The organism is Micrococcus sp. 63XJN7_8_ISO-PGPR-S23-253, from assembly GCF_056173425.1.
Genome location: NZ_CM149673.1, coordinates 1,240,595 through 1,260,123 on the forward strand (window position 1 = coordinate 1,240,595; position 19,529 = coordinate 1,260,123).

Sequence of the window (19,529 nt, forward strand, 5' to 3'; positions counted from 1 at the left end):
GTCGGCTCCTTCGTCTCGGGGGGCTCAGGCGGGACGGCGCGGGCCGTCAGAGGCGGATCGCGTGGATCGCGGAGATGAGGATGCCGCGGGCGCCCAGGGCGTACAGCTCGTCCATGACGCGGTTGGCGTCCGGCTTGCGGACCATGGAGCGCACGGCGACCATCGTCTCGTCCCGCAGCGGGGAGACCGTCGGTGACTCCAGCCCCGGGGTGACCGCGGTGGCCGCCTCCAGCAGGTCACGACGGATGTCGTAGTCGATCATGACCCAGCGGCGGGCCACGAGCACGCCCTTGAGGCGCCGCAGCAGCACGTCGAGACCCGCGGGGCGCTCCCCCGCACGGCCGATCAGCACGGCCTCCGAGTCGAGGATGGGCTCGCCGAAGACCTCCATGCCGGCGGCGCGGAGGGTGCTGCCGGTTTCCACGACGTCGGCGATCGCGTCTGCCACGCCGAGCTTGACGGAGGACTCCACGGCGCCGTCGAGGTGGACCACCTCCGCGTCGAGGCCGGTGCGCTCCAGGTAGGCGTGCAGCAGCCCGTCGTAGCTGGTGGCGATGCGCCTGCCGGCCAGCTCGGACTCGGAGGCGAACGTGCCCACGGGCGCGGCCAGTCGGAACACGGACCGGCCGAAGCCCAGCGCCATAATCTCCTCCGCTGTGCCCTCGACCTGGGCGTCGCGGAACAGGTCCCGCCCGGTGAGGCCGACGTCGAGGGTGCCCTTGCCCACGTACACCGCGATGTCCCGGGGACGCAGGTAGAAGAACTCCACCTGGTTCTCGGGGTCCACGAGCACCAGCTCGCGGGAGTCGCGGCGCTGGCGGTAGCCGGCCTCCTGCAGGATCTCACGGGCGGCCTCGGCGAGGGCGCCCTTGTTCGGAACGGCGATGCGCAGCACGCGTCGGTCTCCTCGGGGATGCGGTGGGGCGGGCGGGGAACGGGGCCGGCGGCCTCAGAGGTGGCGGTAGACGTCCTCGAGGTTGATGCCGCGGGCGATCATCATGGTCTGCACGTGGTACAGCAGCTGAGAGATCTCCTCGGCGGCGGCCTCATCCGACTCGTACTCGGCGGCCATCCAGACCTCGGCCGCCTCCTCGACGACCTTCTTGCCGATCGCATGGACGCCGGCGTCGATCTGGGCCACGGTGCCGGAGCCCTCGGGGCGCTCCTGCACCTTGCGCGTCAGTTCCGCGTACAGCTCGTCGAAGGTCTTCACGGGACCACCCTAGCGACCCGGCCCCTCCAGCCCGGACCGCAGTCGGTCATTGTGACGGACGGGACGGCGGGGTCTTCGCCCCGCGCTGCACCTGTGAGCCCACGCGGTACGTCCAGGCCGCCCAGCATCCTCCCCCTCCCCGGCCTGCATGCTCTTCCATCCCATCGGGACACGAGCGCGAGGCATCGCGGCTCCAGGACGAATCCACGAGACTCGGTCGTCCTTCGGGCGGCCATCCGATCCACCTCCCAGCGGGCCACGCGGCAGGGGGTGAGGGGGGACGGGCTGAACGCGCCCGTGCGGTCCGAACAGACGGCCCGGGCGAGCTCCGACAGGTGGGCACGACACGCTCATTTCTGACCCCAGCGACGACACCGCTCCTTGCACACCTGTGACACCGCCCGGTGGATCACTGCCCCGAACTCCGCCCGGGCCCACCGCACTGATCTGTTGGGCGGCGCGGCCGCGCCTACGTCGCCGACGGGGAACCGGCATGATGCGGCGAGCGGTCCTGCGGAGGAATCGCCGGCGTGGCCCTCCTCCCCCTCCTAGATGAAAGCAGAGCGCCGTGCTCGGACCCTCGGATTGGACCATGACCCACCACGATGAAGGCGACCCATTCCGTCCCGCGCGCCGGCGCACCACCGTGCGAGGCGTCGGCCGACTCCCACCGGGGCTGGCCTGCAGGTCCCCGACGGTCTGTCCCACCACGGCATGGACCCTCCTCCACTTCTGTCCAACAGCCCGGGCCGGGGCTGTGACTGACGTGATGGCCTTGTGGGTGGGCGGGGTGGGTGAAGGGGTATACCCGCCTGGACGCCGCCCCCACGCCTCTATGCGTCGCTCCGACCCCGTCACCCGTACCAGGTGGCCTCGGGATACCGCTCCAGCGGCCATGCCAGCTCAGCCCCGGACGCCGCCCAGCCCGGCGCGCTCGGCTCGAACACCTGGAACTGCAATGCATCCAGGAGCACCGCGTCCAGATCCCCCTCGCACTCGGCCAGACGCACCCCCAGGTCCGTGCGGTGCCCGATCACCCCTCCCGGGTCCGCTGGGGACGGGCCGGCCTGCCAGGCCACCACCGTCAGCACACCCCCGCTCACGTCGGCGTCGAGGAGACGCGCGTGAGTCTCACGGCTGAAGTACCTCTGGACCAGCGCGGACATCACCCAGCGCACCTCAGCCGTGGACGGCAGCTCTAAGGGCGGCAGGGCATCCGGCGCAGTCATCTCCCCAGGGTAGGAACGAGTCCTCGTACCCGGATGGCCCCTCTGGGGACAGCTGCGCCCTGGCGCCGGCCCCTTGCGGTTGCAGGCTCACTCACACCAGAACGGGGCCGGGCGGACCTCACACGCCTCTCGCTCCACCAGGCCGATCCCTCCCACCAGGACAGGCCAGGCAGCCAGCACCAACAGAGCAAGCACCGCGGCCGTCCAGGCCCACCGAGAGCGAGGGGATCTGGATCGAGCGAACCGGACGCCGCAGACGGCCGAGCATGCGACGGCGAGGAGCTGCCCCACGCTGACGAGCAAGGAAGGCGCCCCCACGGGAGCGTGGCTGCCCTGGGCGAACTCCGCGACGGCGTAGGCGGCCATGAAGACGGCTATGGCCACGGGAACGATGAGCACCAGCAGCACGAGCGCCAGGACCACTTGCGGTGCGGACCGCCCCGAGGCCCGGCCAGCTGGGGTGGATTCGATCATCGGGTGATCTCCGAAGCTCAAGGGCGGATGGGTTGGGCCCGAGAGCCCAGCTACGAGGGCTCTACGAGTACGCCGAAAGAAACCTAGACCACGACCGATCCACCGGCGACCCCTGCCCATGAAGACTCAAGCAGCACCCACACCCAGCGCCCCGGCACAATCGGCCGTTTGTGGCCATCCTGGCTCGCGCCATATGCATGGACACAAGTTCGAGGCTGTCCGAGGTAGGGACCAGGTACTTCACTTCGACCGGCGCCGACGAACTGGTTGACATCTCCGGCCCGCCGGGCTCTGCTTGCCCTCATGACTGAACAGGTTCGCCTGCGGCCACTTTCCCCGGGGGATGCACCCGAGATGACCAGGGTTCTAGCCGACCCGGCCCTCTACCAGTACACCGGGGGTGAACCGCCGACCGTTGAGGGGCTCACCCGCCAGTACACCCTTCAGAGCCGGGGCCACTCGGCTGATGAGACCGAGACCTGGCTCAATCACGTGGTGGTATTCGAGACCTCCGGGGAAGCACTCGGCTACGTTCAAGCCACTATCCCGGTCTCTGGCCAGCCCGCCGAAATCGCCTGGGTCATCGGAGCACCGTGGCAACGCCAGGGCTACGCCTCAGCAGCAGCTGCTCTCCTGCTGGCCGAACTCGCGGACATGGGCGTGAAACAGGTCATCGCCCATATCCACCCCGATCATGAGGCGTCAGCCGCCGTGGCCCGTCGAATCGGAATGAGCCCGACCGGCGAGGTCGTGGACGGCGAAGTCCGATGGGAGGGCCCGGTGACCCCCAGGGGATGACCGGCCCCTCCCCCACGTCCCCCGCCTTGGGGCGTCGAGGCCACACCCCACCTTGCCCTGCGATCGGTTACCGGTGGTAATGTGCCGCCATTATTCATTCGACCCCTTATGGAGCCCCTGAATACATGAGCGACGGCCCAGCCGCCTGCCCTGGTGACAGTCCGAGCGTCACCCCCACCCCCACCCCGCAGCTGGCGGGGTCGCCTGCACCTCGTGGGGAGGTGACTCAGGCATGGATCCAGTCCTGACACTGATCCTCGGATCCCTCATCATCCTGGCGATCATCGCCGCCAACGGCTTCTTCGTGGCCCAGGAATTCGCGTACATGTCTGTAGACCGCGTCCGCCTGCAGACCGCCGCCAAGGCCGGCGACCGCGCCGCCGCCCGCGCACTGCAGGTCACTCGCCGCACCTCCTTCATGCTCTCCGGCGCGCAGCTGGGGATCACGGTCACAGGCCTCATGGTGGGCTACGTGGCAGAGCCGATGGTGGGTGCTGCCCTGACCGAGTTGCTCGGCGGCACCGCACTGCCTTCTGAAGTGGTCATCGCCATCTCCACGCTGGGCGTACTGGTGGTGGCCACCCTGGTGCAGATGATCATCGGCGAGCTGTACCCCAAGAATTTGGCCATCGCCAACCCCGAGCCCCTGGCCCGCGCTCTGGCCCGGCCCACGCAGATCTACCTCGGCCTGTTCGGCAGTCTCATCTGGGTCTTCGACAAGGCGGCCGAGGTGCTGCTCAAGTTCCTGCGCATCGAGCCAGTGCACGACGTCGACAGCACCGCCACCGCCGAGGACCTGGACCGCATTGCCCTGGACTCCAGAGCTTCCGGATCCTTGCCCGCGGAGGTCTCCGTCCTGATCGACCGGGTGCTGGACTTCCCAGACCAGGACGTGCAGCACGCGATGGTGCCCCGCTCGCGTGTGGACGAGGTTCAGCCCCAGACCTCCCTGGCTCAGGTGCGCGACCTGATGGCCACCGGCCACACTCGCTACCCGGTGATCTCGAACGAACACGAACCGCTCGGGGTAGTCCACCTCACCGACGTGCTCGGTGGGACCCGGATGGCCCCGGACACCCCCGTGTCCGCCCTGATGCGCCCTGCACTGGTGCTGCCCACGATGATGTCCCTGCCCGACGCAGCCCGGGAGCTCGACGGCTCAGGGCAGCAGATGGCGTGCATCGTGGACGAGTTCGGCGGCTTCGTCGGCGTGCTCACAGTGGAAGACCTCGCGGAGGAGCTCGTGGGCGAGCTCACGGACGAGCACGACCTGCACCCCCAGGAGGAGATCACCGCCACAGGCCTGCACTCCTGGGTCCTGAGCGCAGAGGCCCACCTGGACGAGCTCGAGCGCCTCGTCGGGCACCCCCTGCCCGTGACCGAGGCCGAGTCCGCCGCCGGTCTGACCATCGACGCTCTGGGCCGTCTGCCCCGGGAAGGCGAGGTCATCACGATCGACCTGCCCGAGGACCCACGAGACTTCGGGGCTGAGGAGGTCTACGACCGCCACCTGCAGGTCGAGGTGCTCTCCATCCGACGCAGGGTCCCGGCTCGACTGCGGATCCACCTCATCGAGGTGCCCCGCTCTGACACCGCCGGCAGCCATGCCGCCCACGAGGCCCAGCCCGACGCCACCACGGACGAGGAGCGATGATGCACGGTCCACTGATCGTCATGCTCGTGACCACAGGGCTGATCGTGCTCAGCGCGATCTTCGTCATCATGGAGTTCTCCCTGCTGGGCGCCCGCCGGCACCGACTGGAGGCCGAGGCAGGACGCAGCCGCGCCGCACGGGCCGCTCTCAAGGGAGTCGACGAGCTGACCCTCATGCTCGCCGCAGCCCAGTTGGGCATCACCTTGTGCACCTTCGCCCTGGGGGCGATCACCAAGCCGGCCGTCGACGCATGGCTCGGCCCCGTCCTGGAGGACTGGGGCATCCCCGCAGCGGCAGCCGGAACCGCCTCCTTCGTCCTGTCCTTGCTGGTCGTGACCTTCCTTCACCTGGTCATCGGGGAGATGGCCCCCAAGTCTTGGGCCATTGCCCACCCCGAGGCCGCAGCCAAAGCCGTGGCCGTGCCCGCACGCGCCTTCGTCTGGAGCGTTCGCCCCCTGCTGCTGGCCAACCGGCTGGCCAACCGCCTGGTGACCCTCAGCGGCGTCACCCCCGTGGACCAGGCCGCCGTGGGCGGCTACGACGCAGCGGCCATTCGTCAGCTGGTTGAGCACTCCGCCGCCGCCGGCACCCTGGACCGGCAGAAGCATGAAACCTTGGCCGGTGCCCTGGACCTTCAGACCCTCACTCTCGGGGACCTCCTCCCCCAGGGTCAGCACCCGGTCAAGGTCGCCCCCGACGCCGACGTCGAGGCGGTCCAGAATGCCGCTGCGCGCTCAGGGCACCTGCGTATCCTGGTCCAGCCGGACCATACCCCTGAGAGCGTTCCGGGCGTCGTCCACGTGCGGGACACCCTCACGATGGAGCCTTCTGCGCCAATCCAGCCGCTCATCCAGGAGGCTCTGACGCTGCCCTCCACCACACCGTTGCACGAAGCACTTGCCTCCATGCGCCGCAACAGCCGTCAGCTGGCCGCAGTGACCCAGGACGACCGGTTCACTGGGGTCGTCACCCTCACCGACGTCTTGCGCGGAGTGTTGCCCCGCGCGGCTTAGGGCGTGTTGCCAAAGGGTAGTAGTCAGCCAATGCAGTGTCGCGGCGAGGCAGGGCCCGGCGTGATAGCTCCGGGCGTACTTGTCCGAGCGCATCGCGATTCCTCGCCACTGTTTGAGCCGGTTGAAGCATCGCTCCACGACATTGCGGCCCCGATAGCGCTGGCGCTGGTCTCCACCGAAGTCGATCGGTCTTCCTGGGCGGCGGCGCCGGTGCGCGATCTGATCGGCCCGCTCGGGGATCGTGGCCGCGATGCTATGCCGGCGCAGCCAAGCCCGCTTCGCCTTCGAGGGGTAGCCCGTGTCCGCAATCAGGCGGTCAGGCCGCGCCCTGGGCCGCCCACGGGCGCCGGCCACGCTGATCAGCTCCAGCGGGTGGCCAACATCGAGGTGTCCGCCACCTGCCCGCCGGTCACCACGAACGCCAGCACCCTGCCCTTGCCATCACAGACCAGATGATTCTTCGTCGTCAGACCGCCACGGGAGCGTCCGATGGCATGATCAGCCGGCTCGTCCCCGGATTTCTTGTAGTTCGTCAGGGCCCCCTGTGGGGCGGGGCAGGGTCGCCCCGTGCGGATGGACGCGCACGATCGTGGAATCGATCGAGGCCACCCAATCCAGCTCGCCAGCCTGCTGTGCCATCGACTGAGTGCGCGCGAGCACGCGCTCCCACACACCCTGGGCGGCCCACCGGTTGAAGTTCTTGTAGATCGCGTTCCAGTTCCCGAACCGCTCGGGCAGATCCCGCCACGGCGCCCCCGTGCGGAAGCGCCACGCGGTGGCCTCGACCACCGCGCGCCGATCCACCGGGGGCCGACCCGTGGACTTCGGGGCAGGGAACAGCGGGCCGATCACGGCCCAGACCTCGTCCGAGATGACATCACGCGACACCCCTCAAGACTGGCGCACCCAAAGCTTGAAACCCTTTAGCAACACGCTCTAGGTGTGATGTCCAGGGACGTTGTTTCGGCGACACGGCCGTGAGGAGCTGAGAGGCGAGGGCCTCTGGTTGTGAAGTGGAGCTGTTGAGTTCAACCGCTTCACAAGACCTGGAGGCCCTCGTGTCCCACGCTAACGCTGCCCTGACCCCACGCGCACGACTCCGCCTGGCGCGCCTGATCGTCGAGGATCACTGGCCGCCATCAGTCGCGGCGAAGATGTTCATGGTCTCGCCTGTCACCGCCCGGAAATGGGCGGCGAGGTTCCGTGCCGAGGGCTCGGCAGGGATGGTCGATCGTTCGAGTCGGCCGCGGTCGATGCCGACGAAGACGCCGCTGCCGGTGGTCAAGCGGATCGTGAAGCGGCGGTGGCGGAGTCGCCTGGGACCGGTCCAGATCGCTGGCGAACTCGGCCTGCCCGCCTCGACCGTCCACGCGGTGCTGGTTCGATGCCGGATCAGCAGACTCAGCCATATCGACCGGGTCGACGGTGAGCCGATCCGCCGGTACGAACATAACTATCCCGGCTCGCTGATCCACGTCGATGTCACGAAGTTCGGCAACATCCCCGACGGCGGTGGTTGGCGCTTCGTCGGCCGCGTCCAGGGCGAACGTAACCGGGAGGCCACTGCCACCCGCCTGCGGAGCCGGAACAACCGCTACGAGCCTCGCCTGGGCACCGCGTTCGTCCACACCGTCATCGATGATCACTCCCGCGTCGCTTACGCCGAGATCTGCTCGGACGAGAAAGCCGCAACAGCGATCGAGGTCCTGCGCCGCGCCGTGACCTGGTTCGCAGCCCGCGGTGTCAGCGTCGAACGCGTCCTCTCAGACAACGGCTCGGCCTACAAGTCATACGCCTGGCGCGACGCCTGCGCAGAACTTGGGATCACGGCGAAGAAGACCCGCCCCTACCGACCACAAACGAACGGGAAGATTGAGCGCTTCCACCGCACGCTCGCCGACGGCTGGGCATACGCCCGCTTCTACGGATCCGAATCCGAACGCCGATCCGCGTTACCCGGCTGGCTCCACTTCTACAATCATCACAGGCACCACTCCGCGATCGGAGCCCCACCCATCAGCAGAATCGACAACAACCTGCCTGGACATCACATCTAGGGGCGGAGGCTGGCGATGAGCTCCTCGGCCCTGGCGCGGATCTCGTCGCGAACCGGGCGGACCTCGTCGATTCCCTTGCCGGCCGGATCGTCGAGCTGCCAATCCTCGTAAGGCTTTCCGGGGTAGAACGGGCAGGCGTCACCGCAGCCCATAGTGATCACGACGTCGGAGGCCTGGACGGATTCCGGGGTGAGAATCTTGGGCGTCTGGTGGGAGAGGTCGATCCCGACATCTCCATCGCGGCCACGGCTGCGGGGTTGATCGTGTCGGCGGGTGCGGAACCGGCGGAGCGGACCTTGATGCGGTTGCCGGCGAGTTCACGAAGCCAGCCGGCTGCCATCTGCGAACGACCGGCGTTGTGGACGCAGACGAACAGGACACTGGGCCGTGCGGTCGGGAGGATCTCCAAAGTCGGCGGCGGGGGTTCAGGCGATGTCGAGGAAGGAACGGAGCTCGGCGAAGGCCGACGGCACAACGGAGTAGTGCGCCCAGCGGCCCTTCTGCTCGCGCGTGAGCAGGCCAGCGTCGACGAGCTTCTTCATGTGGTGACTCACGGTCGGCTGGCTGATGCCCAGCGGCTCGGTGAGATCACAGGCGCAGACCGAATTGCAACCCTGAGCAGCGACATGGGATAGAAGCCGGAGACGGGTCGGATCGGAAAGCGCCTTGAGCAAGAACGCGATCCTCTCGGCCTCGACGCTGTCGACGGGCCCCGCTGAGAGCCTGCAGCACTCCTCAGGGCCGTTCATCGTCTCGAGCCCGGCAGCTGTGATCGCGGTCGTCGTGGACATGTCCCCACCTTACATTGACAGTCATCGATGTGAAGCATAGCGTTCGCATTGATATCCGTCGATGGAAGGTTCGGCCCCCCTCATGAGTACGACCACCAAGGATGTGGAGCAGCCCCGCGTGATGAAGGAGATGTCCTTCCTCGATCGCTGGCTCCCGGTGTGGATCCTGGCCGCCATGGCAGTGGGTCTCCTGCTGGGACGGTTCATCCCCGGCCTGAACACCGCGCTGGAGGCGGTGAAGATCGGATCCGTGTCCCTGCCCATTGCGATCGGACTGTTGGTGATGATGTACCCGGTCCTGGCGAAGGTCCGCTACGACGAGACCCGGCGCATCGGCGCGGACCGACGCCTGCTGGTGACCTCGCTGGTGCTGAACTGGATCGTCGGCCCGGCACTCATGTTCGCCCTGGCCTGGATCTTCCTGGCCGACCTTCCGGAGTACCGCACCGGCCTGATCATCGTCGGGCTCGCACGCTGCATCGCGATGGTCCTCATCTGGAACGACCTCGCCTGCGGTGACCGAGAAGCAGCTGCGGTGCTGGTCGCGATCAACTCCGTCTTCCAGGTGATCGCCTTCGGTGCCCTGGGCTGGTTCTACCTCCAGGCGCTGCCGTCCTGGCTGGGGCTGCCGACCACGTCGGCCGAGTTCTCGATCGGCGCGATCGTCCTCAGCGTGCTGATCTTCCTCGGGATCCCGCTGGTCGCAGGGTTCCTGACCCGCATCCTCGGTGAGCGAGCCAAGGGTCGGACCTGGTACGAGGAGCGGTTTCTCCCGAAGATCAGTCCCTGGGCGCTGTACGGGCTGCTGTTCACCATCGTGCTGCTGTTCGCCCTCCAGGGCGACGCGATCATCTCCGCACCGGGAGACGTGGCCCGCATCGCCCTGCCGCTGCTGGTCTACTTCGTCGTCATGTTCCTGGGGTCCTTCCTGCTCGGCCGCGCGATCGGCCTCGACTACGCGAAGTCCACGACCGTCGCGTTCACGGCCTCGGGTAACAACTTCGAGCTCGCCATCGCCGTCGCCATCGGCACCTTCGGAGTCACCTCCGGCCAGGCCCTCGCCGGCGTCGTCGGCCCGCTGATCGAAGTCCCCGTCCTCGTCGCCCTCGTCTACGTCGCCCTCGCTATGGGGCGGCGCCTGTTCCCCGGCGACACCACCGCCCCCACCCGATGACCCCACAGAAGGATCCCCTCGCCATGACCACGAAGCGCCCTTCAGTCCTGTTCGTCTGCGTGAAGAACGGCGGCAAGTCCCAGATGGCCGCCGCCCTCATGCGCCATCACGCCGGGGATGAGGTCGACGTGCATTCCGCCGGCACCCGCCCGGGCACCGCCATCAACGCCCAGTCCGCGGAGGCGATCGCCGAGGTCGGCGCGGACATGTCCTCCGCCGTCCCGCAGCCGGTCACCCCCGAGCTGCTGCGAAGCGTCGACCACGTGATCGTCATCGGCGACGAAGCCGTCATCAAACCCGTCGAGGGCATGACCGCGCCGGTCACGACCTGGCACACCGATGAGCCCTCTCAGCGCGGCATCGAAGGGATGGAGCGGATGCGCTTGGTCCGCGACGACATCGACACCCACGTCCGCAAGCTCCTGACCGACCTCACCGGCACCGCGAACTGACCGCCCCGCAGCAAGGAGACTCATCATCTTGACCACCGCAACGAACTCACATCCCGTGGCCATCATCGGCGCCGGCCCCATCGGATTGGCCGCCGCCGCCCACCTCTCTGAGCGCGGCCTGCCGTTCCTGATCCTCGAGGCCGGGACCGCGGCAGGAGCCGCGATCGCCGAGTGGGGGCACACGCGGCTCTTCTCGCCGTGGCAGTACAACCTCGACGCCGCCGCACAGCGTCTCCTCGAAGCTGCCGGCTGGACCGCACCCGACGCCGACGTTCTCCCGACCGGTCACGAACTGCGCGAGCATTACCTCGAACCGCTCGCGCAGCTTCCCCAGCTCGCCGAGTCGATCCGCTACGGGGCGCGGGTCAGCGCCGTCTCCCGCGCCGGCATCGACAAGACCCGCACCGCACGCCGCGAGGAGACCCCCTTCCTCGTCCGAATCGAGACCGCTGACGGGCACATCGACGATGTCCTCGCCTCGGCCGTCATCGACGCCTCCGGCACCTGGTCCACGCCCAACCCGCTCGGACAGGCCGGGCTCCTTGCTCCCGGCGAGCAGCAGGCCCGCGCCGCGGGCCACATCACCGCGCCGCTGCCTGACGTGCAGGGCCGCGACCGTGACCGCTTCGCCGGCAAGCGAGTCATGGTGACCGGTGCCGGCCACTCAGCCGCCAACACCCTGCTGGACCTCGCGGACCTGGAGGCCGACACCACCATCATGTGGGCCGCTCGCACCGCAGACCTCACCCGCGTCTACGGGGGCGGCGACCAGGACGAACTCGCAGCCCGAGGAGCGCTCGGCTCGCGACTGCGCCAGCTGGTCGACTCCGGACGCATCGCGGTCCTCACCTCCTTCACCATCACTCGCTTCAGAGCCGACGACACGCTGACCGTCCACGCTGTGACCCCGGACGGGGAGCGAGAAGTGAGCGTCGATGTGCTGGTGCCCGCCACCGGGTTCCGCCCTGATCTCGGAATGCTCTCCGAACTCCGCCTGGCCCTGGACCCGGCCGTCGAAGCACCGTCCCAGCTGGGGCCGCTGATCGATCCCGAGTTCCACGCCTGCGGATCCGTCGAGCCTCACGGTGAGCGAGTCCTCGCCCACCCGGAGACGAACTTCTACATCGTGGGGATGAAGAGCTACGGCCGCGCCCCCACCTTCCTCATGGCCACCGGCTACGAACAGGTCCGCTCCATCGCGGCAGCCCTGGCCGGCGACCGCAAAGCAGCCGACGCAGTCCACCTCGAACTACCCGAGACCGGCGTATGCACCACCGACCTCGGCGGCAGCTGCGACGCCCCAGCCCCAGCCGGCGACGCCTGCTGCAGCAGCCCGCAACTGACCGAGCTGTCCGTCGGCCGATGAGCAAACAGCGGGACGGCACGACGTTCTGTGCCGCCCCGCTGGGGCATAGCTTTACGAGGCGACACTGTAAGTTCAGCTCATACTGTATAGTTCAGTGAATGCTGACTATTGCCTCTCGTGTTGACGTGATGAACCGGTTGGGCCGGGCGATGGCCGACCCCACCCGGTCGCGGATCCTGATGACCTTGCTGGAACGGCCGGCATACCCGGCCGAACTGGCGCGGGACTTGGGGCTGACCCGGTCGAACGTGTCGAACCACCTGGCGTGCTTGCGAGACTGCGGGATCGCGGTCGCCGTTGCCGAGGGCCGCCAGACCCGGTACGAGATCGCCAATGCACACCTGGCGCGGGCGCTGACTGCTCTGGTCGAGGTCACCCTCGCGGTGGATGAGAGTGCCCCGTGCCTGGACCCGGCCTGCTCCGTGCCCGGCTGCTGCGAGAAGGGGGTGGGCGCGTGATCCTGTCCTCAGCCCTCCAGGCGATCGGTCTGTTCCTGGTTACCAACATCGACGACCTCATCGTGCTATCCCTGTTCTTCGGCCGTGGTGCGGGCCAGCGTGGGACCACCGTCCGAATCCTGGTCGGCCAGTACCTCGGCTTCGCCGGCATCCTGGGTGCGGCAGTGCTCGTGTCCTTGGGCGCGGGCGCGTTCTTGCCTCCGGGGGTCATCCCCTACTTCGGGCTCATCCCGCTGGGCCTGGGAGTGTGGGCGGCCTGGCAGGGGTGGCGCAGAGGCGAAGACGATGATGACGCCAAGATCGAGGGCAAGAATGTCGCCGTCTGGACCGTGGCCGGGGTGACCTTCGCCAACGGCGGGGACAACATCGGCGTCTACGCCCCGGTCTTCCTCAGCGTCGGCCCGGGGGCTGTGGCTGCCTACTGCATCGTGTTCCTGGCCCTGGTCGCGGTGCTGGTGGGCCTGGCCAAGTTCGTCGCCACCCGCAGACCGATCGCTGAGGTCCTGGAGCGCTGGGAACACATCCTGTTCCCCATCGTGCTGATCGGCCTGGGTTTCTTCATCCTGGTCAGCGGCGGGGCCTTCGGTTTCTAACCACGCTTCCTGATCGGCGGCCACCACCACAAAGAGATCTCCGGGCATTGTCGATGCCGACGTCCTGGCGATCGTTGCTGGCCCCAGCTTGCGAACAGTGTCGTTCCTGGATGGACGGTCCTTGCCGCCACGTATCTCAGCAAGAATGCCGCCACATACCTGCAACAGTCACAGCCAGACGGCCGAAGACTGACGTCAATCAGTGCGCCACAACACCGGCCCCAGCAGGGTTTGTAGCAGACGCCTTTCAGCCTGCCCACGTTGCGCAGGGAACACGGGGCCAGCACCCAGGACGCACAGGGGTCCTCAGCCCTGGAAGGGATAGGCGTCGCCGATGGCCTGGAGGATCAGCTCAGACCCCTCGACCTGTCGCACCGGTCAGTGCATCAGGTGCGGGCGGACCAAGGCCTCGATGACTGCTGCTTGGCCGGGCGTTGCCGGGTTCGTTGCGGCCTTTCGACGCACCACGTCGCGGATCGCTTCGGGCACCCGCACGTTCAGCGCCACGGTCGGCGCCCCACGCCGGGCCAGGGGCGCGTACCCGCTGGTCGGGTCCGAGGCTGTTGCCGGTTCTGCGGGGATCACCGCTCCGGGGGCCGGGACTTGGGGGCTCGCCCTTCTCGTAGCGGCCTAGCCAGTCGCAGGCCAGACGCGCCTTGGGGACGATGGAGCGGGCCGGCACCAGGGGGGTGAGCAACAGCCCGGTCTCGCGCCGCTCCTCGACTGCGACGGTCTGATCCTTGGGAGCGATGTGATCTCGATAGTCCGAGCCGATGGGCGGGGGCTTCGCTCTCCGCCTCGACCGTCGGGTCCCCCGGCTGGGAGGCCCTGATGAGCCCATCCATGACGGCGAGCGGCTGCCGGCGTTCCGGACGGGCACGGCTGACCGGCCTGCGCTCACCCCCACCGGCCCCTGGGACAGGGTCCCCGTCAAGAGCAGCCGGCTCACCAGGCAGCCCCGCCCGGCCACCCTCAGTCCCGCGGCGTGACCGAGCGCAGGGCGAGCTCGGTGAGCACCGCCGCCTCGAGGGCCTCGCGGCCCTTGTCTTCGCGGGATCCGGGCAGGCCCGCCCGGTCGCGGGCCTGCTGCTCGGTGTCCACGGTGAGCACGCCGAAGCCCACGGGAACGCCTGTGCGCACCGAGACCTCCGTCACGCCCTGGGTCACGGACTGGCACACGTAGTCGAAGTGCGGGGTGTCCCCGCGCACCACGACGCCGAGGACCACGACGACGTCGAAGCGCTCCGCCAGCCGCGCCGCAGCGACGGTGAGCTCGACGGTGCCGGACACGCGCACGAGCGCGGGGTTCAGGCCCAGGTCGGCCGCGGCGGCCTGCGCCCCGGCGATCAGCCCGTCCATGATCTCCGTGTGCCACTGGGCGGCGACGATCGCCACGTCCAGGCCGCTCGCAGCGGCGGGGTCGGGGGTGAAGGTCGGGGCTCCGGCGCCGCTCATGGGGTGTCCTCCTGGTGGGTGGGGTGGGTCGGGTCGGTGGTCGGGTCATCGACCGGCGTGGCGGGGCCACCGGTGGCCGTCGGCGGTGCGAGCACGCGATCCGCCAGGGCGTGGGCCATCCGGTCCCGCTTGGTGCGCAGGTAGACGACGTTGTGCTCGGTGACGGGCGTGGGGGCCGGGACACGCTCGACGACGTCGATGCCGGCCGCCCGCAGCCCCGCGACCTTCGCGGGGTTGTTGGTGACGAGGCGGATGCGCCGATGGCCGGCGGCCGTGAGGACGGCGGCGGCCCCGGCCCAGTCGCGCGCCTCGGCGGGCAGACCGAGGGCGAGGTTGGCCTCGACGGTGTCCATCCCCTCCTCCTGGAGCCGGTAGGCACGGATCTTGTTGGCCAGGCCGATGCCGCGTCCTTCGTGGCCCCGAAGGTAGAGGACGGCGCCGCCCTCGGTCGCCGCGCGGGCCAGGGCGTCCTCGAGCTGGGGGCCGCAGTCACAGCGCAGGGAGCCGAGGACGTCGCCGGTGAGGCACTCCGAGTGCACGCGGACGGTGAGGGGACGCTCCGGGTCGGTCTCGCCCGCCACGAGCAGCAGGTGCTCGGCCCCGGTCTCGGCGTCCACGTGCACGCTCACGCGGAACAGGCCGTGCCGGGTCGGCAGGGTGGCCTCGGCGGGGACGGCGGTCAGGGCCGGCGTCGTCTCCTCCAGGTGGGCCACGAGGTCCTCGATGGAGATCAGCGCGAGGCCGTGCTCGTCGGAGAACTCCCGCAGGGCGGGCAGGCGCATCATGGTGCCGTCGTCGTGGACGAGCTCGGCGATGGCGGCCACGGGCGCGACGCCGGCCAGGCGGCACAGCTCGACGCCGGCCTCGGTGTGGCCGCGGCGGGCCCGGACGCCGCCGGGGACGGCGCGCAGGGGGAACACGTGACCGGGCCGGGTCAGGTCACCGGGGGTCGACTCCTCCCCCGCAAGCACGCGCAGGGTCTGCGTGCGGTCGGCGGCGGAGATGCCGGTGGTGACGCCGGCGGCGGCATCCACGGACACGGTGTAGGCGGTGCCCTTGGGGTCCTCGTTGACGGTGGTCATGGGCGGCAGCTCCAGCCGGTCCGCCCACGGCGCGGGCATGGGGGCGCAGATGACGCCGGAGGTGTGGCGCACCGTGAAGGCGGTGACCTCGTCGGCGGCCAGGGCGGCCGCGTAGATCAGGTCTCCCTCGTTCTCGCGGTCGGCGTCGTCCACGACGACGACGGGCCGGCCGGCGGCGATCGCGGCGATCGCCGCGGGGACGGGGTCCAGGCGGATGTGCTCACTCACGGGCGGGCCTCCTCGGTGGGTGCGGCGGGGGCGGAGGGGATGAGCGCGAGACGCTCGGCGTACCGGGCGAGCACGTCGGTCTCGAGGTTGACGCGGTCGCCCGGCCGCAGGACGCCCAAGGTGGTGGCCTCGAGCGTGGCCGGGATGATGCCGACCTCGAACCAGTGCGCGGCCGCGCCCGGGTCGGAGACGGCGGTGACGGTGAGGGAGACGCCCTGCAGGGCGATGGCCCCCTGCGCGGGGACGTAGCGGGCCAGGCGGGCGGGCAGGCCGATGCGCAGGGTGGTCCAGGCCCCGTGCGGGGTGACCGCGAGGACCTCGCCGGTACCGTCCACGTGGCCCTGGACCACGTGCCCGTCCAGGTGGTCGGTGGGGCGCAGGCAGCGCTCGAGGTTGACCCGGTCCCCCGGGGCGCGGTCGCCGAGGCTGGTCATCCGCAGCGTCTGGCCCATGAGGTCGGCGCGGAACACGCCGGGGCGCTCCGCAGGCCCGTCGAGGGCCGTGAGGCACACGCCGTCGACGGCGAGCGAGCCGCCGGCGGGCAGCCCGTCGAGGGCGCCGCCGGCGTCGAGGGTCAGCAGGGCGGTGTCGGCGGCCGCGTCGTGCTCGAGGGAGACGACGGTGCCGAGGTGGGTGACGATGCCGGTGAACACTCAGTCCTCCTGGAAACGGGTGGGGGCGGGGGCGGTGGGCAGGTGAGGGGCCGGCACCGGGCTCAGGTGGGTCCAGACGTCGTCCCCGAGGACACGGACGGGGCCGCCCTCCGCGGGGTCGGAGTGCCAGCGCAGTCCCTCGGACAGCGTGGCGACCCCCAGGCCGGCGACGGCGGCGCGGCCCGGGCCGAGCAGCAGGGGCGCGGTGTAGACCATGAGCTCGTCCACGAGGCCGGCGCGCAGCCACGCGCCGAGCACGCGGGGCCCGCCCTCGATGAGCACGTGCTCGGCGCGGCGGCCGTGGGGCCAGGGCCCGGGATGGGCGGCGAGCGCGGCGAGGACGGCGTGCGGATCGTGGTCGGGGACCTCCAGCACCACCGGGTGGCGGCGAAGCGCGACGCCGTCGGGCACGGGCCGGTGACCCTGGACGACGGGCACGGGCTGGTGTGCGAGTTCGGCGCCGGCGGCGTCACGGGCGGTGAGGCGGGGGTCGTCGGCCAGAACGGTCCCCGTGCCGACGACGATGGCGTCGACGCGGGAGCGCACCTCGTGGGCGTGGAGGCGGGAGTCCGGGCCGGTGATCCACCGGCTCGTGCCGTCGGCGGCCGCGGCGTGGCCGTCGAGGGACTGGGCGAGGTGCCCGGTCACCCACGGGCGGCCCGCGTCGCGGACCTCGCGCCAGCGGGCGGAGAGCGCGAGGGCGGCCGCCTCGCCGGTGGGGCCGGTCACGCGCACCCCGTGCGCGGCGAGGCGGGCCGCGCCGCCGCCGTCGTGACCGGTGGGGTCCGCGACGGCGTAGCGCAGTGCGCCGATCCCCGCGTCCAGGACGGCCTGCGAGCAGGGGCCGGTGCTGCCGGTGTGGTCGCAGGGCTCGAGGGTGACGTGCAGCGTCAGGCCGGCGGGGTCGAGGGCGGCCAGGGCCGGATCCGCGGCACGGGCGGCCCGCCAGCGGGTCAGGGCGTCGACCTCGGCGTGGGCGGTCCCCCGTCCGCGGTGGTGGCCGACGGCCAGGACGCGGCCGGCCTCGTCGGTCAGGACGGCCCCGACGAGGGGGTTGGCGCCGCGCACGCCGCGCAGCGCGGCGCGGACGGCGAGGTCCATGGGGTCGGCGGACGGGGTCTCGGCGGTGCTCATCGGGCGACGTCCCCCTCGGGGCCGTCGGGCAGCAGCGTCTCCACGGCGGGCTTGTCCCGGTCCGTGGCGCGCAGCCACACGAAGAAGCCGATCAGGGTGAAGGCGCCGTAGAAGGCGTACATCACGGCCGAGGCGTAGTAGCCGGTGCTCCACAGCAGGGGCACGCCGACGACGTCCACGGCCACCCAGATCAGCCAGAACTCCACCCAGCCGCGCGCCATGCCATAGGTCGCCAGCAGCGATCCCACGAACGTCCAGGCGTCCGCCCACACCGGCTCCCACGAACCCAGCGCGCGAAACACGGGGGTGAGGGCGACGGTGCCGACCGCCATGGCCGTCACGAGGAACACGCGCCCGCGCCAGCCGGCCCACTCCGGGGTGATGGCGGGGGCGTCCTCGGCGTGGCCCCGGCGGGCCTGACGCCAGCGCGCCCAGCCGTAGACGGAGACGGCGATGAACATGACCTGTCGGCCGGCCTGGCCGAGCAGGGTGGCGTGGTCGGCCCCCGTGAACAGGGAGGCGAGGAAGACCGTCAGCAGGATGAGGTTGCCGAGGATGCCCACGGGCCAGGCCCAGACCCTGCGCGCCATGCCGCCCAGGGCGGAGGCGAGGCCGAAGACGTTGCCCAGCACCTCGCGCATGAGCAGGCCGCCGCCGGCGACCGGGATGGTCCAGTTGAACGCGTCCACCAGCCAGTCCATGACCGTGACGCCACCTCCTCGGATCGGGACTCCGAGGGGTGCGCTCCGCAGCCCTCCCGCGCAGGGCGCGGAACGGCTCCGCCGCGTGCCTCTCCCATCCCGACTGTACGGTCGGCACCGGAATTCCACCGGTCAGGCCGCTCGGCACCGCCTCGGATGAGGACGGGCCGCGCGGTTAGCGGGCTGTCACCGCCGGTGCGGACTTCCACCGCATCTCGGAGCACGTTGCTGTCCAGCAGTATCGCACGCCCGGCCGGCCGGGGACGACGGACGACGCCGGGCGACGTCCGGCGCGGCGGCCGGGCGACCGCGTCTCCGGGCTCAGTGGCAGGCGCGGGCGGCGGCGGTGCGCAGGCCGACGAGGGCGGCGTCGGGGTCCTCGGCGCCGAACACCGCGGAGCCGGCCACGAACACGTCGGCCCCGGCCTCGGCCGCGCGTTCGATGGTCTCCCGGTTCACGCCGCCGTCGACCTGGAGGGCCAGCGGGACGGGCCCGCCGTCGAGGGCGCGGCGGGCCCGGCGGATCTTCGGCAGCACGACGTCGAGGAACGCCTGCCCCCCGAAGCCGGGCTCCACGGTCATCAGCAGGAGCATGTCCAGCTCCGGGAGCATGTCCAGGTAGGGCTCGACCGCGGTCGCCGGCCGCAGCGCCATGCCGGCCTTCGCTCCGGCCGCGCGCAGCTCGCGGGCCAGCCGGACGGGCGCCGCCGAGGCCTCGGCGTGGAAGGTGACGGACTCGGCCCCCGCCTCCGCGTAGCCCGGCGCCCAGCGGTCGGCATCCTCGATCATCAGGTGGAGGTCCAGCGGCAGGTCCGTGGCGCGTCGGATCGCCTCGACCACGGGCAGGCCGAGGGTGAGGTTCGGGACGAAGTGGTTGTCCATGACGTCCACGTGCACCGCGTCCGCGCTGGGGATGCGGGCCAGCTCGTCGGCGAGGCGGGCGAAGTCCGCGGACAGGATCGAGGGGTGCAGGCGCGGGGCGTGGGCGGTCATGGTCGGGTCCT

General features: G+C 70.4%; 21 protein-coding genes, 2 pseudogenes and 1 riboswitch. Of the genes and pseudogenes, 9 read left to right on the forward strand and 14 right to left on the reverse strand.

What is annotated here, in order from left to right; genetic code table 11:
* Positions 1–46: 46 nt before the first annotated feature.
* The 3 genes from hisG to AC0VX4_RS05675 form a co-directional block, all read right to left on the reverse strand.
* A complete protein-coding gene (gene hisG / locus AC0VX4_RS05665; RefSeq protein ID WP_002855750.1) occupies positions 47–895 on the reverse strand; it encodes an ATP phosphoribosyltransferase in 849 nt (282 codons plus the stop codon).
* Between the two features lie 54 nt (positions 896–949).
* On the reverse strand, positions 950–1,213 hold the full coding sequence (locus tag AC0VX4_RS05670; RefSeq protein ID WP_002855752.1) for a phosphoribosyl-ATP diphosphatase: 264 nt from the start codon (positions 1,211–1,213) through the stop codon (positions 950–952).
* A gap of 854 nt (positions 1,214–2,067) precedes the next feature.
* Positions 2,068–2,442, reverse strand: coding sequence for an MPN domain-containing protein (locus AC0VX4_RS05675; RefSeq protein ID WP_036334528.1), 375 nt, complete (start codon positions 2,440–2,442; stop codon positions 2,068–2,070).
* Between the two features lie 777 nt (positions 2,443–3,219).
* Here AC0VX4_RS05675 and AC0VX4_RS05680 point away from each other — a divergent pair.
* The 3 genes from AC0VX4_RS05680 to AC0VX4_RS05690 all read left to right on the forward strand — a co-directional run bounded on the left by AC0VX4_RS05680 (position 3,220) and on the right by AC0VX4_RS05690 (position 6,381).
* Complete coding sequence (locus AC0VX4_RS05680) at positions 3,220–3,714, forward strand: GNAT family N-acetyltransferase (protein ID WP_036334532.1); 495 nt, start codon at positions 3,220–3,222, stop codon at positions 3,712–3,714.
* Positions 3,715–3,946: 232 nt separating this feature from the next.
* Positions 3,947–5,368, forward strand: coding sequence for a hemolysin family protein (locus AC0VX4_RS05685; RefSeq protein WP_002855757.1), 1,422 nt, complete (start codon positions 3,947–3,949; stop codon positions 5,366–5,368).
* Positions 5,368–6,381, forward strand: a complete 1,014-nt coding sequence (locus tag AC0VX4_RS05690) for a CNNM domain-containing protein (RefSeq protein ID WP_475464675.1) — start codon at positions 5,368–5,370, stop codon at positions 6,379–6,381. Before AC0VX4_RS05685 ends, AC0VX4_RS05690 begins: the two co-directional genes overlap by 1 nt.
* A gap of 24 nt (positions 6,382–6,405) precedes the next feature.
* Here AC0VX4_RS05690 and AC0VX4_RS05695 read toward each other — a convergent pair.
* Positions 6,406–6,735 (reverse strand): annotated as a pseudogene (locus AC0VX4_RS05695) (transposase); the annotation flags it as partial.
* A 144-nt stretch (positions 6,736–6,879) separates the two neighbouring features.
* Positions 6,880–7,269 carry an IS5 family transposase gene (locus AC0VX4_RS05700; protein WP_002855760.1) on the reverse strand — a complete coding sequence of 130 codons (390 nt, stop codon included), beginning with the start codon at positions 7,267–7,269 and terminating at the stop codon, positions 6,880–6,882.
* A 170-nt stretch (positions 7,270–7,439) separates the two neighbouring features.
* Here AC0VX4_RS05700 and AC0VX4_RS05705 point away from each other — a divergent pair, with 170 nt between their 5' ends.
* Positions 7,440–8,438 carry an IS481 family transposase gene (locus AC0VX4_RS05705; protein ID WP_248118222.1) on the forward strand — a complete coding sequence of 333 codons (999 nt, stop codon included), beginning with the start codon at positions 7,440–7,442 and terminating at the stop codon, positions 8,436–8,438.
* Here the strand turns inward: AC0VX4_RS05705 and AC0VX4_RS05710 are convergent.
* Both AC0VX4_RS05710 and AC0VX4_RS05715 read right to left on the reverse strand, forming a co-directional pair.
* Positions 8,435–8,778: pseudogene (locus tag AC0VX4_RS05710) on the reverse strand (arsenate reductase/protein-tyrosine-phosphatase family protein). The gene AC0VX4_RS05705 and the pseudogene AC0VX4_RS05710 overlap by 4 nt on opposite strands.
* 85 nt (positions 8,779–8,863) lie before the next feature.
* Positions 8,864–9,229 (reverse strand): ArsR/SmtB family transcription factor, encoded by a 366-nt coding sequence (locus AC0VX4_RS05715; protein WP_036334534.1) that lies wholly within the window; start codon positions 9,227–9,229, stop codon positions 8,864–8,866.
* An 82-nt stretch (positions 9,230–9,311) separates the two neighbouring features.
* Between AC0VX4_RS05715 and arsB the strand changes: the two genes are divergently transcribed.
* From arsB to AC0VX4_RS05740, 5 genes are all read left to right on the forward strand, one after another.
* Entirely contained in the window at positions 9,312–10,403 is a 1,092-nt protein-coding gene (gene arsB / locus AC0VX4_RS05720; RefSeq protein WP_002855763.1) for an ACR3 family arsenite efflux transporter, read from the forward strand.
* Positions 10,404–10,426: 23 nt separating this feature from the next.
* Positions 10,427–10,855, forward strand: a complete 429-nt coding sequence (locus AC0VX4_RS05725; RefSeq protein WP_002855764.1) for an arsenate-mycothiol transferase ArsC — start codon at positions 10,427–10,429, stop codon at positions 10,853–10,855.
* A gap of 28 nt (positions 10,856–10,883) precedes the next feature.
* Positions 10,884–12,221 (forward strand): FAD-dependent oxidoreductase, encoded by a 1,338-nt coding sequence (locus tag AC0VX4_RS05730; RefSeq protein ID WP_002855765.1) that lies wholly within the window; start codon positions 10,884–10,886, stop codon positions 12,219–12,221.
* 98 nt (positions 12,222–12,319) lie between these two features.
* Positions 12,320–12,679, forward strand: a complete 360-nt coding sequence (gene cmtR / locus AC0VX4_RS05735) for a Cd(II)/Pb(II)-sensing metalloregulatory transcriptional regulator CmtR (RefSeq protein ID WP_002855766.1) — start codon at positions 12,320–12,322, stop codon at positions 12,677–12,679.
* On the forward strand, positions 12,676–13,272 hold the full coding sequence (locus tag AC0VX4_RS05740) for a cadmium resistance transporter (RefSeq protein ID WP_002855767.1): 597 nt from the start codon (positions 12,676–12,678) through the stop codon (positions 13,270–13,272). The genes cmtR and AC0VX4_RS05740 overlap by 4 nt, the downstream gene beginning before the upstream one ends.
* A 378-nt stretch (positions 13,273–13,650) precedes the next feature.
* Here AC0VX4_RS05740 and AC0VX4_RS05745 read toward each other — a convergent pair whose 3' ends face one another.
* The 7 genes from AC0VX4_RS05745 to rpe all read right to left on the reverse strand — a co-directional run bounded on the left by AC0VX4_RS05745 (position 13,651) and on the right by rpe (position 19,518).
* Positions 13,651–13,779 (reverse strand): hypothetical protein, encoded by a 129-nt coding sequence (locus AC0VX4_RS05745; RefSeq protein ID WP_002855768.1) that lies wholly within the window; start codon positions 13,777–13,779, stop codon positions 13,651–13,653.
* Between the two features lie 465 nt (positions 13,780–14,244).
* The gene (gene ribH, locus AC0VX4_RS05750) at positions 14,245–14,727 is read right to left on the reverse strand and encodes a 6,7-dimethyl-8-ribityllumazine synthase (RefSeq protein WP_002855769.1); all 483 of its coding nucleotides are present in this window, start codon (positions 14,725–14,727) and stop codon (positions 14,245–14,247) included.
* Positions 14,724–16,037, reverse strand: a complete 1,314-nt coding sequence (locus AC0VX4_RS05755; RefSeq protein ID WP_002855771.1) for a bifunctional 3,4-dihydroxy-2-butanone-4-phosphate synthase/GTP cyclohydrolase II — start codon at positions 16,035–16,037, stop codon at positions 14,724–14,726. The genes ribH and AC0VX4_RS05755 overlap by 4 nt, the downstream gene beginning before the upstream one ends.
* Entirely contained in the window at positions 16,034–16,690 is a 657-nt protein-coding gene (locus tag AC0VX4_RS05760) for a riboflavin synthase (RefSeq protein ID WP_004167567.1), read from the reverse strand. Before AC0VX4_RS05760 ends, AC0VX4_RS05755 begins: the two co-directional genes overlap by 4 nt.
* Positions 16,691–17,824: a bifunctional diaminohydroxyphosphoribosylaminopyrimidine deaminase/5-amino-6-(5-phosphoribosylamino)uracil reductase RibD gene (ribD, locus tag AC0VX4_RS05765; RefSeq protein ID WP_004167569.1), complete on the reverse strand. Its 1,134-nt coding sequence runs from the start codon at positions 17,822–17,824 to the stop codon at positions 16,691–16,693.
* Positions 17,821–18,525 carry a nicotinamide riboside transporter PnuC gene (gene pnuC / locus AC0VX4_RS05770; RefSeq protein ID WP_004167571.1) on the reverse strand — a complete coding sequence of 235 codons (705 nt, stop codon included), beginning with the start codon at positions 18,523–18,525 and terminating at the stop codon, positions 17,821–17,823. The genes ribD and pnuC overlap by 4 nt, the downstream gene beginning before the upstream one ends.
* Positions 18,526–18,607: 82 nt before the next feature.
* Positions 18,608–18,752, reverse strand: a riboswitch (FMN riboswitch).
* A 94-nt stretch (positions 18,753–18,846) separates the two neighbouring features.
* On the reverse strand, positions 18,847–19,518 hold the full coding sequence (gene rpe / locus AC0VX4_RS05775; protein ID WP_004167572.1) for a ribulose-phosphate 3-epimerase: 672 nt from the start codon (positions 19,516–19,518) through the stop codon (positions 18,847–18,849).
* Positions 19,519–19,529 lie beyond the last annotated feature (11 nt).

What these genes read in the sequence shown, in the direction of transcription:
- cmtR (WP_002855766.1), top strand. Translation starts at nt 12,320, where the DNA reads ATGCTGACTATTGCCTCTCGTGTTGACGTGATGAACCGGTTGGGCCGG.
- rpe (WP_004167572.1), bottom strand. Translation starts at nt 19,518, where the DNA reads ATGACCGCCCACGCCCCGCGCCTGCACCCCTCGATCCTGTCCGCGGAC.
- AC0VX4_RS05685 (WP_002855757.1), top strand. Translation starts at nt 3,947, where the DNA reads ATGGATCCAGTCCTGACACTGATCCTCGGATCCCTCATCATCCTGGCG.
- arsB (WP_002855763.1), top strand. Translation starts at nt 9,312, where the DNA reads ATGAGTACGACCACCAAGGATGTGGAGCAGCCCCGCGTGATGAAGGAG.
- AC0VX4_RS05675 (WP_036334528.1), bottom strand. Translation starts at nt 2,442, where the DNA reads ATGACTGCGCCGGATGCCCTGCCGCCCTTAGAGCTGCCGTCCACGGCT.
- AC0VX4_RS05690 (WP_475464675.1), top strand. Translation starts at nt 5,368, where the DNA reads ATGCACGGTCCACTGATCGTCATGCTCGTGACCACAGGGCTGATCGTG.
- AC0VX4_RS05725 (WP_002855764.1), top strand. Translation starts at nt 10,427, where the DNA reads ATGACCACGAAGCGCCCTTCAGTCCTGTTCGTCTGCGTGAAGAACGGC.
- AC0VX4_RS05715 (WP_036334534.1), bottom strand. Translation starts at nt 9,229, where the DNA reads ATGTCCACGACGACCGCGATCACAGCTGCCGGGCTCGAGACGATGAAC.
- ribH (WP_002855769.1), bottom strand. Translation starts at nt 14,727, where the DNA reads ATGAGCGGCGCCGGAGCCCCGACCTTCACCCCCGACCCCGCCGCTGCG.
- ribD (WP_004167569.1), bottom strand. Translation starts at nt 17,824, where the DNA reads ATGAGCACCGCCGAGACCCCGTCCGCCGACCCCATGGACCTCGCCGTC.
- pnuC (WP_004167571.1), bottom strand. Translation starts at nt 18,525, where the DNA reads ATGGACTGGCTGGTGGACGCGTTCAACTGGACCATCCCGGTCGCCGGC.
- AC0VX4_RS05680 (WP_036334532.1), top strand. Translation starts at nt 3,220, where the DNA reads ATGACTGAACAGGTTCGCCTGCGGCCACTTTCCCCGGGGGATGCACCC.